General features: G+C 41.4%; 15 protein-coding genes. 11 read left to right on the top strand and 4 right to left on the bottom strand.

Annotation, left to right across the window (positions count from 1 at the left end):
- Positions 1-38 precede the first annotated feature (38 nt).
- Positions 39-2,153 carry an AAA family ATPase gene (locus V7K21_RS15405; RefSeq protein ID WP_335175640.1) on the bottom strand — a complete coding sequence of 705 codons (2,115 nt, stop codon included), beginning with the start codon at positions 2,151-2,153 and terminating at the stop codon, positions 39-41.
- A 376-nt stretch (positions 2,154-2,529) separates the two neighbouring features.
- On the opposite strand from V7K21_RS15405, the gene V7K21_RS15400 reads away from it, so the two are divergent.
- Positions 2,530-2,802, top strand: coding sequence for a hypothetical protein (locus tag V7K21_RS15400; RefSeq protein WP_335175638.1), 273 nt, complete (start codon positions 2,530-2,532; stop codon positions 2,800-2,802).
- Positions 2,803-2,915: 113 nt separating this feature from the next.
- Positions 2,916-3,143 (top strand): hypothetical protein, encoded by a 228-nt coding sequence (locus V7K21_RS15395; protein WP_335175636.1) that lies wholly within the window; start codon positions 2,916-2,918, stop codon positions 3,141-3,143.
- Between the two features lie 168 nt (positions 3,144-3,311).
- On the opposite strand, the gene V7K21_RS15390 is transcribed toward V7K21_RS15395, so the two are convergent.
- Complete coding sequence (locus V7K21_RS15390; RefSeq protein WP_335175634.1) at positions 3,312-4,229, bottom strand: hypothetical protein; 918 nt, start codon at positions 4,227-4,229, stop codon at positions 3,312-3,314.
- 236 nt (positions 4,230-4,465) lie between these two features.
- On the opposite strand from V7K21_RS15390, the gene mnmA reads away from it, so the two are divergent.
- The gene (mnmA, locus tag V7K21_RS15385; protein ID WP_335175632.1) at positions 4,466-5,521 is read left to right on the top strand and encodes a tRNA 2-thiouridine(34) synthase MnmA; all 1,056 of its coding nucleotides are present in this window, start codon (positions 4,466-4,468) and stop codon (positions 5,519-5,521) included.
- Positions 5,522-5,618: 97 nt separating this feature from the next.
- Positions 5,619-5,903: a hypothetical protein gene (locus V7K21_RS15380; RefSeq protein WP_335175630.1), complete on the top strand. Its 285-nt coding sequence runs from the start codon at positions 5,619-5,621 to the stop codon at positions 5,901-5,903.
- Positions 5,904-5,964: 61 nt separating this feature from the next.
- Here the strand turns inward: V7K21_RS15380 and V7K21_RS15375 are convergent, their stop codons facing one another.
- Entirely contained in the window at positions 5,965-6,228 is a 264-nt protein-coding gene (locus tag V7K21_RS15375) for a type II toxin-antitoxin system ParD family antitoxin (RefSeq protein ID WP_335175628.1), read from the bottom strand.
- A 124-nt stretch (positions 6,229-6,352) separates the two neighbouring features.
- Entirely contained in the window at positions 6,353-7,006 is a 654-nt protein-coding gene (locus tag V7K21_RS15370; RefSeq protein WP_335175626.1) for a Uma2 family endonuclease, read from the bottom strand.
- A gap of 193 nt (positions 7,007-7,199) precedes the next feature.
- Between V7K21_RS15370 and sat the strand changes: the two genes are divergently transcribed.
- From sat to V7K21_RS15335, 7 genes are all read left to right on the top strand, one after another.
- A complete protein-coding gene (gene sat, locus V7K21_RS15365; protein WP_335175623.1) occupies positions 7,200-8,378 on the top strand; it encodes a sulfate adenylyltransferase in 1,179 nt (392 codons plus the stop codon).
- A 167-nt stretch (positions 8,379-8,545) separates the two neighbouring features.
- Positions 8,546-10,645, top strand: a complete 2,100-nt coding sequence (locus tag V7K21_RS15360) for a caspase family protein (protein WP_335175621.1) — start codon at positions 8,546-8,548, stop codon at positions 10,643-10,645.
- A gap of 566 nt (positions 10,646-11,211) precedes the next feature.
- Positions 11,212-12,114 carry a DUF2382 domain-containing protein gene (locus V7K21_RS15355; RefSeq protein ID WP_335175619.1) on the top strand — a complete coding sequence of 301 codons (903 nt, stop codon included), beginning with the start codon at positions 11,212-11,214 and terminating at the stop codon, positions 12,112-12,114.
- A gap of 170 nt (positions 12,115-12,284) precedes the next feature.
- Positions 12,285-13,166, top strand: a complete 882-nt coding sequence (locus V7K21_RS15350; RefSeq protein WP_335175617.1) for a YsnF/AvaK domain-containing protein — start codon at positions 12,285-12,287, stop codon at positions 13,164-13,166.
- A gap of 163 nt (positions 13,167-13,329) precedes the next feature.
- Positions 13,330-14,244 (top strand): ion channel, encoded by a 915-nt coding sequence (locus V7K21_RS15345; protein ID WP_335175615.1) that lies wholly within the window; start codon positions 13,330-13,332, stop codon positions 14,242-14,244.
- A gap of 113 nt (positions 14,245-14,357) precedes the next feature.
- Positions 14,358-14,510, top strand: a complete 153-nt coding sequence (locus tag V7K21_RS15340) for a hypothetical protein (protein ID WP_335175613.1) — start codon at positions 14,358-14,360, stop codon at positions 14,508-14,510.
- Between the two features lie 259 nt (positions 14,511-14,769).
- A complete protein-coding gene (locus tag V7K21_RS15335; protein WP_335175611.1) occupies positions 14,770-16,461 on the top strand; it encodes an alpha/beta hydrolase in 1,692 nt (563 codons plus the stop codon).
- Positions 16,462-16,473: the final 12 nt, after the last annotated feature.

The following is a 16,473-nucleotide window of genomic DNA, read 5'->3' as shown; positions in this document are numbered from 1 at the left end:
AGCATGGTCTTAATCTCCTCGAAGTTATTACTGATGCTTTAGAAGGTAATGTCTCTGTTTTCCTTTCCTCTATTACTACTAGCTAGGCAGTTACTGTTTTCTTCAGAATGAAATATAGCTTGTTGGCAAAACTCAAAGGATTTTTCAAGATTACCTAAATTTTTATAAGTTAAGCAGAGAGTTACTAAACTATGCCCTATTCCCCATAAAGTCACTCTAGTTGATGATGACATGGTATAAAAGGCATTTTCAGCAAGATGAAAAGCATCTTCTCTGCTACCAGAGCGTGATTTTATCAAAGCTAAACAGCATTGAGCATATGCCATGTAATCATCAAGGTTGCTATTTTGTTCAGCAAGGCTATAAACAGAATTAAAACAATCTTCGGCTGCTTCTATTTCCCATAATTCAAGTTTGCAAAGCCCTGTATTGAACAAAATAGATATTTTTGTTTTGACATCTAATTCGCCCAATACTTTTCCTGATTTTTCATAACATTCTATAGCTTCTCTAATACACCCGATAATTCGATATGTATACCCAAGTATATTATAAAGTTTAATTAATCTTTCTGGCGATTTTATATCGTCTATTATCCGTTTAATGACAGAAAAATTTTTCTGGAGCAGTCCTAGTTGGTAAAACGAGCAGCCCAAAGGCAACCCTATACTCCACTGTTTACCTCGCCCTTGTAAAATTACATCACCAGCTTGCTCAAAATCACTAATTTCTACATAGTGATAGTAAGCTTCTAAAGCGGTTAAAGCATCTGTAATATTTTTGATGGCTGTAACTCGTTGCGTCCAAAATTCTGCGGCTTTTCGGTTTACTAATTCCCATTCTTGACTGACTAACCTTAACCTACTAATCGCTTCATCACGAATTACAGAATGCAGCCAGTATTGTCCTTTTTTCGCTTCTATTAAAGACAAATCTTGCAGAGCTTTAATTACACCTCTACGTTTTTCTTCTGGAACATCCCAAAGCAAACATAAAACTCCCTCAATAGGTAATGAAGTAATATCTTGATAACGATAGCATCCTAAACGATACAAGAGACGATAGGCTTCTAAGTCATTTTCTTGGAGACGGGTAAATTGACTGGCGACTAAATCTTTTAGCTCTCTTTCTATTAATAAACTTGTACAATTTTCCTGCCAATAGGCATGTATATCACCATAAAAATCTGTCAATATTGCTCCTCGGAGAATTTGCATTGCTTTGGCGTTACCTCCATAAGCTCTGCACATTTCACTGAGAATAGTAGAATCACAATTTATGTGGCGACGACTAAAAAACTGTCGCCACGCTTGATCATCTAAACCTTCCAGTGGATAGAGATGAACCTCTACAATTGACTCCCGCAAACGCTCACGACTTGTTACTAAAGTAACTGAATGCACATCCTGATCTGCTAATAGTCTCAATAGCTCAACATAAGGGCGACGAGATTCGAGAATCTTGCCATTTTTATCCAGAGCAGTTTCTAGATTATCGATAAATACACCAATTTTAGAAGTTTGTTCTCGGAGTTTGCGCCGTAATCGTTCTAAGCTGATACCAAAGTCGCATCCCGGTTCTTCCTTAAAGTATCGCCGCAGCCATTCCTCAACCACACTCTCCACAGGAGTGAGGTTTTGGATTTCTGTGGCCATCCACAGTTCCAGTACAAAATTAAACTTTTGAGTTTTAAAATACTTACGTGCAAAGGTGGTTTTACCAACGCCGCCTTCACCCTGGATGAGAAGAACTTTTGCTCCCCGACTCACAAGGGCGTGGAGATCAGCTATTTGGCGATCGCGCCCCACAAAGTTAAAATCTAAATCTTGAGGTTTAGCGTCATTGCCTGCTAAATTGGGAATCTGGGAGATTTGTTGCGACTGTTGAGTTGTTTTAAACCCCTGAACCACGCCTTGGAAGGTAGATTTTGAGACTTTCTCCCCTATAACTTTTGACAGTAAATGCCAAAGTTCTGCGCCAACTGCTTTTAAATGCGCTTCAGTGTAACCACGGCTACTGGCAATATCCTGGTAAGTCCGCTTTTCATCCTCCCACAAATGACGCAAGATAATCCTTTGAGTTTTATCTAAATGTTCTCCCGTCTTGAGAAAAACCAAGTTATCTAGAAACTCTAAGCCCTCTTCTGCACCCATTTGCTAGCTTGATGTATCATTTGTAATTCATTATAACCATATTTTTACTACTTCTTCCTACCCTTTATAGTACAAAATACTTTTTCCTACTCGGTAGGTAACTCACTTTATCCGACTGCCAAGCATTCTGGGCTGTATTACTATTGTAATTAATACAGGCGAAGTTAAGTTAAGCGCCAAGAAAAGGTGGTTGAGGAGAGATTTAGAGAGCGCGACTACTGCAAGCTTAGTAAATCACAGATATTATTTGTTTCTCTCCCATATTAATGACTGACGAAAGTGGTGTCTACTAAACAGGCAGTAGCTATTAACTAATTAGATTCTGTAGAGCATATTTACAAGTAAGTATGTAAGGCTTTACGCTACAGGAGGTTCAATGATGTTAGACAAAGATTGTCATCATGATTGCAATCAAAATCACTGCCCCTTTGCCCAAGATACACGTAATCCCAATAGATATGTTTGCCTCAAATGTGGTGTTGAGCGAGAAATAAATAAATATCCCTCTGGTTTAGGCTCATTTTTGCTGCTGTTGTTGGGGTTTTTTATTTCGTTCCAACTATTAATTAATTATGAAAAGCAAAACGAGCCACAAAGGCAACAACAGTCTTTGAATAATTCACCAAGTCAGGTAATTATTCAATATTAAAATTAATCTTCAGACTATGCATAATTTCCCAAATCCTCCTTTTTAAAATGGGACATGGGAAATTAAAAAGAATATTCACTGTTAAAAATTCAGCAATTTTCGTAACTAAAATTATGGGCACAAATCAGGATACGCTTCTATTTCGCTTTGCTTCTAAATCTTTGAAATATTTCTTGTTGGTGCTATTTGGCATTGCGATCGCCTACGTTTTATCCAGTGGTTTAGGTATCTTACAAATCATCCCCATACTGCTGTACCTTTTACAACAGTTTTTGCTTCCACTAGGAATTATCCTGTTGTGTTTAATTACAACAGCAGTAATTTTTGAATCACTGCGTTAAAAATCGAGAGAATGACTCAATTTTGGATTTTAGATTTTAAATTTTAGATTTTAGATTAACTACATACCTTCATGTAGTTGCTCTGGGAGAGGAATTTGGGATTTTAGATTTTTCATTCAATCCAAAATCCCAAATTAAAAATCGAAAATTGAATGACTACGAACTTATTCACTTTCCGTAGTAAACCCTGGCATTACCATATCCTACATTTCGCAGGTATTTATTCCATTCCTGAGCTTGGAATCGCTTAGGGAAAGGCCCTACTGCTACGTGTGGCCCTCGTGGTTGCGTCCTTTCGAGGACTGCGCCAGATCGTCCTAAATCTTGACTATATGCGCCTAGATTCTGCCTAATTTTTGCTGCGATCACAGGTAACTCTTGTTGAGTGGTGGGAATGACGACATAATATCTAGAGGCTTGCTTTGGAGGATTTATATTACTGCGATCGCCTCTATTGCCTCCATATATTTCCTGTCCATTAGGGGAGCTGATCCGTACATTAGAAATGCCTCGTGACTGTAGCTCTCTAACCCGTTGTTGGGCGTTAGATACTCTGTTAAAAACTCCTGACTGAATTACATTCCGTCCTTGATAGTAGCGAATGTAAGCACTGGGTTCAATCCGACGGATTGCTTGTAGCGTCTGGAAATCACTACTATCAACGTAAACTGAGTAGCGCTCAAAGTTCTGGTTATATTGACTAAACTGTGCAGGTTGAGAAGGCTGAAAGTCCTGCTCAAATTGATTATTTTGTACTGGTTGGGAGGGCTGAAAATTCTGCTCAAATTGATTATTTTGTACTGTTTGGGAGAGCTGAAAGTTCTGCTCAAATTGATTATTTTGTACTGTTTGTAACTGCGGTGATGGCTGTTGACCAAAGGGAATTGGCGGTGGCGGTATTTCACCTGCTTCTTGAGCCAGTAGCACGTTGTTGTGGATTTGTGCTTGTGCTGAGGTAGAGTTGGGAATCAGCACTAACCATCCTCCCATTAACAAGGGGAGAAGTCTAATAGTGGGCTTCCAACCCTCAGAACTTCGGTGTAGCATCTGAAATGGGATAAATTGACTTAGCATTTCTCTCGACATAAATAGTTAGAAAGTAGTCAAAATATTTATAGGCAATTTTTATCAGGAACTAATTAATTCACTGTTGTAGCAACTATAGCGCTTCTCGTTTCTATACAATACAATACACTCTGACCTGACCTCCATTTCTTTCTCCTAAAAATAGAAAGGCTTTGAAAAACTGAAGTGCTTTGGTAGCAAGGCTTTGAAGAGTGTGTGCTACAATGGTACAACCACGCATATCGTGTCGTGTTTGTATGAAAAAAGTCGTCGTTGGTCTTTCTGGTGGCGTTGACAGTTCCACCGCCGCAGCTATCTTGCACCATCAGGGCTATGAAGTGATTGGTTTGACTCTTTGGCTAATGAAAGGCAAAGGTCAATGTTGCTCTGAAGGTATGATCGACGCGGCTGATATCTGTGAACAGTTGGGCGTTCCCCATCAGATTGTGGATATTCGGGATCTCTTTCAGACGCATATTGTCGATTACCTGGTGACTGGTTACAGTGCTGGGATCACGCCTTTGCCTTGCTCCCAGTGCAATAAAACGGTGAAGTTTGGGCCAATGGTGCAGTATGCCCATGAACAATTGGGATGCGCTCGCATTGCCACTGGTCATTATGCCCGAATTAACTATGACGAAGCAACTGGACGTTACCAATTATTAAGGGCTATTGACCGCAACAAAGACCAGTCATACTTTCTCTATGATTTGTCTCAAGATTTACTAAAAGCAACGATATTTCCTCTGGGCGAACTAGAAAAAACTGACACGCGCCGGATTGCGACTGAATACGGACTGAAAACTGCTGATAAACCAGAAAGTCAAGACTTATGCTTAGTGGAAAGTAACGGTTCCATGCGGGCATTTTTAGATAAATATTTAGCTCCCAAAACAGGCGATATTGTAGATGTCACAGGCAAAGTTTTGGGACAGCATGATGGTGTCCATCACTACACCATTGGCCAGCGCAAAGGCTTGGGGATTGCTGCTGCCGAACCGCTATATGTGATTGAATTAGATGCGGAAAATAATAAAGTAGTAGTAGGCGATCGCACTAAGGTAACTCAGCCAGAATGCACTGTCGGACGGGTAAACTGGGTTTCTATTGCTGAACCATCAACCCCAATTCATGCCGAAGTACAAATTCGCTATCGTTCAACGGCTACACCCGTGACGGTGATTCCGTTGGAAAACTCCCGCGTGCGTTTGGTGTTTGATGAACCCCAAATCAGCATCACCCCCGGACAAGCTGCGGTGTGGTACGACGGGGAGAAAGTGTTAGGTGGCGGAATTATTGAACAGTTTAGTTGAACCCTACCCTGGTTTTAGTTACTACCAAAACCTTCCCTCTTTGCGTAAGTGAGGAGGGAAATTTTGTTTCTAATATAAATGCTAATTTTTGGATTTCTTGAAAATTAATAAACTTAAAACCCTTCCTTTAAAAGATTTGTTATCTGTAAGAAAGCTTTGTGAAGATCAAAATTTTACAAAAGTAGTAATGAATGATCTTTTTAAAGGAGCAGTTCCACAAGCAAATTTAAATGAACTTATTTTAATAAGGTTAGAAACAGATGAAGCACTAAATGACCTAATCGAGCCTTATCTACGAGTGCAGATAAAAGAAGCTTCTCTTAAAAAATTAGTTTTAATAATGTCAAGATATGAAGCTTCCAAGTTATCTTCTGCAATATAAGTTGCTAATTCTATCAAATCGCGGATGACTTGCGGTCGTTTGCTTACGTCGCTCATTAACCTTAGTTTGACCCTTTATGCTTGGCGATTCTTTCTCGCACAGCTTGGCGTATATCTTCCCAATCGTCAGGAGTCATCTCAGTTACATTGCCAGAATTTAGACCTTCTAAAAGCATCGTTTCCAAACGTTCAGCCGCTTGACGCTTTTGGTCTTGGCGCACTAACTCACGGAAATATTCACTGACACTGCTGTAGCCACCAGTCGCCACTTTCTCTTCTATATAAGTCCGCATCGCGTCAGGAAGAGATATATTTATACTTTTCACTGGCACTACTTCCCTAATTTTTCCTTCATAATATTATTGTATGGCAATTTATGCCATTTATTGCCATATTAGGCTCAATGAACAAAAGCGATACCTGCGGCGAACTAAATATACGTACTCTCGATCAAAAACTACTTCTATCTAATGCCCCTTCAAACTCTTTCAAAGCTTGTACGGTTCCTACTTGCCAAGCTCGTTCAATTGTAGCGGCAATAATTTGAGTTAGAGGGATATTTGGAAAGTTAGGACTGTGATCAGATTCGATGTAATGTCCATCTCTGAGTAAATAAATTCTCAGCTTTTTACTATTGTAAATCCATAGTTCTGGAACTGTGATCGCTTCGTAAGCATCAAGAGTTGTTTTTGATGTCACATCTGTTTCAATTGCCAAATCAGGAGGCGGATCATCTGGTTCTAGTTTGCGACGACCAATCATTCTTTGGTAATTTTGGATGTAGAAGCAAGCATCTGGTTCTACCCCTGCTGTATTTTCCCGCTTGAAGGTAGTTGAACCGAAGGGTTCATAACTTTTTCCGGCAATTTTCAGCAAGATTTTTACAATATCCGAAATTAAGTCCTTTGATTTTTCGTGTTCGGGTAGAGGAACCATAATTTCTAACGTAGACTTGCTGTAAGCAACTCGTAGCGATCGCTTTTCCCCCAGTTCTTGCAAAATAGACTCAAATTCCTCCCAACTGATATCCTGGATATTCACTGTACTACCAGGTGCTAGCCGCATTTGGCTAACAGGTTTAACAACGGGGGATACAGCAGTCATAAGCATTTTCCTTATAAAGGAACTATTCTCAAACTTGAGGTGGGGTTAGCTTTAGGGTAACCTAATCAGATCGTTTACAGGCTAGTTGCAAAATTTTCCTCCATTCCCCAAACTCTTTTTCTCTCAGTACCAGCATTTGATAAGTTAGTACATAATCTGAAACAATAACAGTTAATACAAAGAGGGGATTACGTTGAGTCACAATCCAGATGCCATAGCCCCCCACGGTGGACAGTTGGTTAACCGGATCGCCACACCAGAACAAAGAGCAGAGTTTCTCTCAAAAGCTGACTTTTTGCCGCGAGTGCAACTTGACGATCGCGCCGTTTCTGATCTAGAAATGATTGCGATCGGTGCTTTTAGTCCACTGACGGGTTTTATGAACCAAGAAGACTACGATCGCACTGTTACAGAAATGCGACTAGCTAACGGTCTTGTTTGGTCAATCCCGATTACACTATCAGTAAGCGAAGAAATCGCTTCTCGCCTGAAAGAAGGCGACTTGCTCCGTCTGGATAACCCCGCCGGTCGGTTTATCGGGGTTTTGCAACTCACGCAAAAATACCACTACGACAAAACCCGCGAAGCAATAAAGGTCTACCGCACTGATGATGCCAATCATCCAGGTGTACAGGTACTCTATAACCAAGGTTTAATACATCTGGCTGGCGATATTTGGCTACTGCAACGCGAACCTCATCTCCAGTTTCCCACCTATCAAATTGATCCGGCTGCCTCGCGGCAAATGTTTCGAGAAAATGGCTGGAAAACCATTGTTGGTTTCCAAACTCGCAACCCCATTCATCGCGCTCATGAATATATCCAAAAGTGCGCGTTGGAAACAGTAGATGCACTCTTTTTGCACCCATTGGTAGGGGCTACAAAAGATGATGACATTGCTGCCGACGTGCGAATGCGCTGCTATGAAATTTTGCTAGAACACTACTACCCTGATGACCGGGTGGTTTTGGCAATTAATCCAGCCGCAATGCGCTATGCTGGACCTCGTGAGGCAATTTTTCATGCTTTAGTCCGCAAAAACTACGGCTGTACTCATTTTATCGTCGGACGAGATCATGCTGGCGTCGGTGACTATTACGGCACTTACGATGCTCAATACATCTTTGACGAGTTTGAGCCAAGTGAATTGGGCATTGTGCCGATGAAATTTGAACACGCTTTCTACTGCCTGCGTACTAAGCAGATGGCAACATCTAAAACCAGTCCCAGCAAGCCAGAGGAACGCATTCATTTATCGGGGACAAAAGTCCGGGAAATGCTGCGGCGCGGTGAGTTACCTCCACCAGAATTTTCCCGTCCAGAGGTGGCGGCAGAGTTGGCACGGGCAATGCGGATAGAAGTACCTGTCTAGGGGATTGGGCATTGGGCATTGGGTATTGGGCATTAGTTATTCTTTCTCACTCTGTTCCCTGATCTTCCTCATCTCCCCCACTACCCACACTTTGCTCAACAAGCAAACAGCATAAACTGTAACTCCTGTAAGCTGCTAGCTGATGGGCTGAGGGCTGATAGCTAATTATGAAACGGCGCACGTTTTTACACAGAATTGGCTCAATACTCGCGGTATTGGGGGTAACTGAAGCTGAGTGGTTGACATTGGGAAATCGCTATTATCAGGCTTTGGCACAACCCAGTCCGCGCAAGTTGGCTTTATTAATAGGTATTAACCAATACCCAAAAATTCCAGACCTCAGTGGTTGTCTGACGGATGTAGAACTACAAAAAGAACTTTTGATTCACCGCTTTGGCTTCCAAGGGTCAGATATTTTAACCTTAACTGAGGAAGAAGCTAGCAGGGAATTCATTGAGACGGCTTTTTTGGAGCACTTGGGCAAGCAAGCTCAACCCGGTGATCTGGTCGTATTTCACTTTAGCGGCTATGGTAGCCGTGTCAAATTGGAAACATCGCCAGATCCAATGCAAAATGCTCTGGTGGCAGCCAATGTAAATAAAAAGTCACAAGATGAGAAAATAGTCAACTATATATTAGAAGAAACTCTACTGCTATTATTGCGATCGCTCCCCACAGACCGAGTAACAGCAGTATTAGATACTAGCTTTTATGCTCCTAGCACATTATTAGGATTAAAAATTCGCACCCTTGAGGAGTCACTAGGAAAGTTAGCAGCAGAGGAACTCGACTTTCTCAAAAAACTTAAAACTCAAAACTTACCCAGTACTCCGATTGTTTTAGCAGCTACCTCAGAACCAAAGCAGTCAGCGAGAGAAGGACTTTTTTCTGGTTTTAGTGCCGGGTTATTTACCTACGCCTTGACACAGTATTTGTGGGAATTCACCCCAGCCACCACAATTCAAGTCGCCCTCTCTCATGTGGAAAATTCTCTATCCAAATTGGGTAGTAAACAGCAACCAGCGTTATTAAGTAATCAGAAAAATCCAGATGTAACGTCTCTACTACCAGACGGTATCATCGGTGCCCAAGGCGCGGTGAGTGCCATTGAAGAAGACGGCAAAACCGTGCACCTGTGGTTAGCAGGATTACCTCCACAAGTGCTGCTATACTACGGAGTGAATTCTCGATTCACCCTAGAAACAACAGAGCAATTAATATTGCGAGCGCGGACTGGGTTAACTGCAAAAGCCCAAATTTATAAAATTGAAGGTGCAAATTCCCTCCAAGTCGGGCAACTCGTCCAAGAAGCAGTCCGGGTTTTACCCCGAAATATTAATTTAACAATAGCTTTGGATACCGGATTAGAAAGAATTGAGCGGGTAGACGCTACAAGTGCCTTTGCTGGATTTTCGCATGTATCCACCGTAGTAGCAGGAGAAAAACCATCTGATTATCTATTTGCCAAGCAACAGGAAATTTCCAGTCATTATGGTCTATTTTCTCTTGATGGCGAGCTAATTCCCAATACCAATGGGGAAGTAGGAGAAGCAGTAAAGTTAACAGTACAAAAGTTAGCGCCAAAATTATCAACCCTGCTTGCAGCCAAGTTATGGCGACTTACAGAAAATCAAGGTTCTTCCCGCTTGGCTCTGAAGGCAACCTTAGAAATAATTAGTCAGATATCGCCTCGCGTCGTCATGCAGCGCCAAACAGCACGAACTTTCAAAACTGATTCGATTAAAAAATCACTCCCCACTCCCGTTGTACCTGTTGGTAGTCGAATGCAATATCGAGTGGAAAACCAGAGTGATCGCTCGGTATATTTAATCTTGCTGGGATTAAACAATAATCATACAGCAATTACCTTCTACTCTTGGAACCCCCAAGAACCAAACACTGCCGACACCAAACCCCTCATCCAACAAGTCGTCATCGCCCCAGGTGAAACCGTTACCCTACCCCAAACTAATGCTGCTTCCGAATGGGTGATTTCAGGGCCAGCTTCTGAGTGTGAACAGCAATTGATTTTTAGTACTGCCCCCTTTAGTGCAACTCTCGCCGCCCTGAACACTACTAAATATTCCACAGCCGAAGAACAACCGATTAGCCCATTGTTGAATCCATTAGACGTTGCACAAGCTTTGCTACAAGACTTACATAATGCCAGCGCCCTCAAAACGGAGATGAATGGCACAGCAGCCGACTCATATATCTTGGATGTAAATAATTGGGCAAGTTTTAGCTTTAGTTTTCAGGTTGTGTAAACATGAAATTTATTAACTTAGTTGTATATATAAAAATTCACTTAGAAAATTGCAACAATATGATCATGCGATCACTTCTGAATGATAGAGTCTAACCTTACATAGAATTGGTATAAGTAATAAATTAGACTTTTCAAACAACCTCTAAGAAATTGGGTATCTTAGTACTTTGAAAAATTTACCTTTTGATAAACCATGTACAGATCAATACACTTGAATTAGAGCCACATAAAATATATTGCGTAGGTTGGGGAGCCACTGCGCCCTTGCAAGTTGCGTTTGAGGAATAAAACCTAACCTAAACGGACATTTGTTGGGTTTCATTTCGTTCAATCCAACTTACAATTATTTTTAACTGAACTGTATTGATGTATAGATGCAAAATTGCACTTCATACCGCCATGCTTTTGTGTATTTACATGGTTTATCTGCCATCATAAAATATCTATAACTTTTGATTATTAAACTTTTTAAATAATTCATTCGCTAGACGGAGGTAAATAAGTAGTTAAATGTCTAATTTATTCATTAGGATGTGGCAAGTAAATTTTTGAGGTTAAAATATAATGGTTCTTTACAAATTAGCAGATTTTGAGCCTAACTATCGGGATAGCTTTGAAGGTCAGGATATTAATGGGCTTGGGGTTTACACACAAGGAAGTGATGAAAAAATTGGTAGTGTTACCGATGTTTTAGTGGATGAGGAAGGTCATTTCCGCTATCTAGTGGTTGACTTAGGCTTCTGGATTTTTGGTAAAAAAGTGTTACTACCAATTGGTCGTGCCCGGATCGACTATAACGTTGATCGCGTCTACACAATTGGCTTGAATAGACAGCAAGCAGAAAGTTTACCTGAGTTCAATGAACGCCAAACCCTTGATTATGACTATGAAGAACAGGTGCGTGGGGTATATCGCCAACCCACAGACTACACCCCTCCTGTAGAGGCTTCAACACCTGTAGACGCTTTAGCACCATTGGATACACCGACACTGACACCGACACCGACGCCTACGCCCACTTACACCCGTGATGACTATACTTACGAACGTGAGCCTTCTTTGTTTGGGTTAAATGAGCAAGAGAATCAAACTCTGAAATTGTATGAAGAACGGCTGATTGCCAGTAAACGACGCGAAAAAACTGGAGAAGTATCGATTGGTAAGCGTGTTGAGACTGATACTGCACGGATTGCAATCCCGATAGAAAGAGAGCGAGTTGTGATTGAGCGTGTAACTCCAGCAGATGCAGGTACTGCCGTTTCTGGGCGCGAAGCAGATTTCCGTGAAGGCGAAGTTGCTCGGATTGAAATCCACGAAGAAACTCCTGATGTTCGCAAAGAAGCATTTTTGCGTGAAGAAGTTAGAGTTAAAAAAGTGGTAGATCAAGAGACAGTTGAAACTCAAGAAACTGTGCGTCGTGAAGAGTTAGATGTGAATTCTGGTAATCTTCCGATTGAAGAACGCTAACTAAATATAGTCATTAGTTACTAGCTGATGACTAATAATTAATTCGCCGCAGTGCAGGTGGGGCTGTAAAATTAGCTTTACCTGTGCTTATGATAGGTTAGAATCAGCACTACATTTAATTTAGCTAAGTAAAAAGTAGTTCATAAACTTTGCATATGAATAGCCAACCGATGACCAAAAACATTGGACAGGCAAACTCGAACTCTCGCACTAGCAGCTCACTAGCAGATTTGAAAAAGAAGGTAAATAATTTTGCTGTCATCGATAAGCAAGGTCAGCTAGTAGGAGTAGTTCATGATTTAATTGTGGATGCTAATCGTCGGTTAAACTTAGTTATATCTAACCAGGCGAATCAACAAACTGGAGAATATAATCAGCAATTAGCCGATAAACGCCCTTCTTTATTTCGATTGCAGAGCCAGAGAATCAAAAAAATCGACAAGCCGACTAAATCTGTTTTCATAGACTTAAACAAATCAGAAATCGAGTATATGCCTGAATATTTAGAAGCAGAAACACCAGGCGATAGCAACTCAACTGAGCAACTAGCCAATAATCGAATTACAAATAGCCCAGTTAAGGCAACAAATTCAGAAGAGGCTAGCGAAGAACAGATTATTCGTTTATTAGAAGAACGACTAGTTGTTGAAAGCAGCAAGCGAAAAATTGGTGAGGTAATTGTTCGCAAAGTAATCGAAACCCAGATGCTGCAAGTTCCTGTCCGGCGTGAAAAGCTGATTGTGGAACAAATTAGCCCAGAACACAAACAACTCGCAGAAATTGATTTAGGGCAAGAGGAAATTGATGGTATTGATTTGACGCAAGTAGAAAGACTTGAAGTTACACATTTTGACAACGCTTTAACGGTAAGCGGCGAATTTACTTCGCCTAAAACTGCTAGTTTATTGTTGAATGCGATCGCACTAGAGCGAAATCATGGATGCAAGGTGGTGCGAGTGACCATTGCTGTTGAAGATGAGTCACAGCAGAAAAAATACCAGGAGTGGTTTGACCGCTGTTCTAAAGATCAATCAATAAAGCCAGAAAAATAAGTTTTTAGAAGATCAATTAGTAGGGTGAGTATTGCTCACCCTATTTTTTTGCTAATTTAAGAAAAGAAAGTTGAAATTTCTGTTCTCTTTCGGGTAAGTGGAATGTCTCCAAAGCAACTTAATTTACAATACTAAGCAGTTGCCGTTCTTTTGACCACTTGCAATGAAATTTCGACTGAAGAGACTTTCACGGAAGAAACGAGAGCGTCTGATTCCACCTATTCAGATTCAAGTTCAAGATGGAAAATTTGAGATTATGGGTATGGGTGCATGGTATTCCTACTGGCGCGATCCCTACCATCTACTGCTAACGATTCCCTGGACTAGTTTTCTGATCCTGATTAGTGCTTTCTATGTAACTATTAATGCTCTATTTGCCCTAGCTTACTTGATAGGAGGAGATTGTATTGCCAACGCCCGACCTGGCTCTTTTTTAGATGTGTTTTTCTTTAGTGTGCAAACCCTAGCATCCATCGGCTATGGAGCAATGTATCCTAAAACAACTTACGCCAACATTATTGTCACGATTGAAGCAATGATCGGTTTGGTGGGAATTGCTGTGATGACAGGACTAGCGTTTGCTCGGTTCTCCCGACCCACAGCCCGTGTGCTTTTTAGCCGTGTTGCTGTAATTACACCTCATGAGGCGATGCCAACTCTGATATTTCGTACCGCTAATAAGCGTCGCAATACAATTTTGGAGGCGCAAATGCGAGTCTACTTAATGCGCGACGAAGTAACCCAAGAAGGGCAGTTCATGCGTCGGTTTTACGATCTCAAACTGCTGAGGAACCAAACACCTAGCTTCACGTTAAGCTGGTCAGTGATGCATGTCATTGATGAGTTTAGTCCTCTATATGGGATGACAGCAGAATCGTTAACCCAGACAAATACTACGCTGATCATTTCTTTGAGTGGGATTGATGAAACCGTTGCACAAGTGGTTAATGCCCGTCATAGTTATGGTGCTAATGAGATTTTGTGGAACAATCAATTTGTCGATATCTTCCACCATACACCTGATGGACATCGCTACATTGATTACAACCGCTTCCACGATGTTTTACCTTTAGAGTGAAGGGATTAAATTGATGAAAGTTACTCAGAAGTCTGATTGAGTGGTGGTTGTAAGGGTTTAACGACAACCCGACCATTTTCAATTACAGTGCAACTTTTAACCATGCTCTTGCTGTGGTTAACTGGTACATCCTGGTACTGGCTTTGGTGGGAGATATTTTGCTTCTGTTGTTGATTGAGGACGACAACACAACAGGCGCAGGAGGGGAAGGACATATAAAATATTTTAATCTCTATATCTATTATCGCCCTACTGGTGCTGTTTAGCTGAAAAATTTGCCACCCATGTGTTTTGATAACTCAGGATAATAAGTAAACTAACTGTGCGCCCCTAGCACCCCGAAATTTAATTCAGTGTCGGTTTAAAGCATATGTGTGAAACTATAGTTAGTAAGTACTTGCTTTCTTGTGCTTGTAGCCTGTTTGATATATCTAAACTAAGTAAACAGGAAAGCGGTTATAGCTCCCGCCCCGCTTTCCTCCCTGGCCAAACAAGTTTGGCAGAGTTAGACAGTGGGTTTTTCTAATGAAAAAATTTTTCAGATACCTGGGTTTCGGTTTGCTATCTACGTTTTTGACTGCTACTCCCGGATTGGGAGCTGAACGCATTAGCTTTTATTACCCTCCCTTCGGTGAATTCTATTTATCCGTGGACTCACTGGAAACTTTTGCGAAAGTTGGCAAAATAGATCAAGATTTTTCATTTTATGCTAACCGTGCTACTCCCCAACAACTCGCTCAACTGCGGGATCTACTCCAGCAAAGGTTCAATGTCACTCCGACATTAGTATCTCAAGTTACTTACTCACCTATAGGTGAGGAGCTGGTGCAACAACTGGGAAAATTACTCCTTACTGAGTCTCGACAGAATGGCTTTTATGCAATCCGTGCCTCTTTGATTTTGTCTGCTGCTGATCAAGAGGGCTTAACAGTTGTGAATTTGCTGCGGAAATTTCCTAGCAATACTATCCGGGTGAATTTTTCAGAGGGGTTAAGGATAGTCGATGACTTGTCGCAATTGATCAAAAAAAAGGATGAAGTTTTTGCCTCTCTTCAAAAAGAAGCGATCACTGAAGCAGCCAATTCAACAATTGACTTCTCAAAACAGCCAGATTTGCGATCGCCTGGAAAATACAGTTGGCAGAAAAAAAGCCTAGAGCTAAATGACATTTCTCGCAATCGCCGTCTACCCGTGGATATCTATCTGCCAAAAGCAGGTTCACCAAGCACTAAAGAACTGCCCTCGCCTCCCTTTCCCCTGATTGTAATTTCTCATGGCCTTGCCTCAGACCGCTCTACTTTTGTTTATCTGGCTGAACATCTAGCATCCTATGGTTTTGCCGTTGCTGTACTGGAACACCCTGGTAGTAATGCCAAACGCTTTCAGTTATACTTTGCAGGTTTGGCAGGGCCGCCAGACGCAGCAGAATTTATCAACCGACCTTTGGATATCAAATATCTACTCAATGAACTCCAGCGTCTAGACAAATCTGATCCCACTCTCCAGGGAAAACTCAATTTTCAGCAAATTGGGGCGATCGGTCAGTCCTTTGGTGGTTATACTGTTTTGACTCTAGCAGGAGCAAATATCAACTTTAGGCAACTAAGGCTAGACTGTAATCCCAATAATTCATCCTTTAATTTGTCGCTCTTTTTGCAGTGTCAAGCAACTAAGTTACCACCAATAAATTACGAACTCAAAGACGATCGCATCAAGGTTGTCATGGCGATTAATCCGTTTGACAGCTCAATTTTGGGTGAGGGTGGAGTAAGTAAAATTAAAATTCCGGTAATGCTGGTAGCAGGTAGTCAAGATATTTTCGCCCCACCTGTATTTGAGCAAATTCGCCCCTTCACCTGGCTTTCTGATCCCAATAAGTACCTGGCTTTGATTGAAAATGCCACCCACTTTTCGGCGATCGGAGAATCTAAAGATGATGTATTACCTGTACCGTCTACCTTACTGGGTCCCGATCGCGTTGCCGTTTATTCCTATCTCGATGCCCTGAGTGTAGCTTTTATGGAAACCCATCTCCTGAATCGCCCTGAATACCGATCCTATTTACAGCCATCCTACGCCACATTTATCAGTAAAGAGCCTCTGAATCTCAGTATTTTACAGTCCTTGTCGGCAGATCAGTTAAATCAAATTTGGAAGGGGCCAACTGCCCAGTCAGCCAAACCATCAAATCTTCAACCTACCCCTACCCACCCTTAGTTAAGTAGTCGG

This window comes from Nostoc sp. (assembly GCF_036919595.1).
In the GTDB taxonomy this organism is placed as follows: Bacteria; Cyanobacteriota; Cyanobacteriia; order Cyanobacteriales; family Nostocaceae; genus Nostoc.
Note: the sequence above shows the minus strand (reverse complement) of the source record. Positions and strands in the feature narration are given on the sequence as shown.